This is a genomic window from Streptomyces gottesmaniae, from assembly GCF_031845845.1.
GTDB lineage: Bacteria > Actinomycetota > Actinomycetes > Streptomycetales > Streptomycetaceae > Streptomyces > Streptomyces akebiae.
The window spans coordinates 1-455 of sequence record NZ_JAVRFJ010000132.1; the positions used below are offsets into that span (position 1 = coordinate 1).

A 455-nucleotide genomic window follows, 5' to 3' on the forward strand; every position below is an offset into this window, starting at 1 on the left:
GCCGGGCTGCGGGTCGGGCGGTTCCTCGTGGACAGCGGCAGGGTCGCCCGGGGCGCGCTGGAGCTGTGCCACGCGGGGGCGCTCTTCGACGCGGCGTACTTCGTCCTCGGTCCGAGCAGTGCGCCGGCCAGCTTCCGTTACGGGGCCGCGCACTGGCTGGGGCCGATCCGGCCGGTGCCGGTGGCCACCGTGGAGCGCGAGGCCCGGCGCCGCCGTGACCTCCTGCACCGCATCTGGCCCGACCCGGCGACGGACGAGGCCCCGCTGATCAGGGCGGTCGGGCTGGACGCGCCGCCGGTCCCGGCCCGGCAGGGAGCCGTACTCGACCAGGTCGACGGCTTCCGCACGGCCGCCGAGATCTCCCTGACCCTGGGCCGCCCCGCCTTCCACACCCTCGTGGACGTGCGAAGACTGGCGGCGGCCGGCCTGATATCCACGGCCCGGCGCAGTCCGGT

1 pseudogene is annotated in these 455 nt (G+C 76.7%); it reads left to right on the top strand.

Going from position 1 to position 455, the window contains the following annotated elements:
- Positions 1 to 455: pseudogene (locus tag RM704_RS44715) on the top strand (hypothetical protein); the annotation flags it as partial.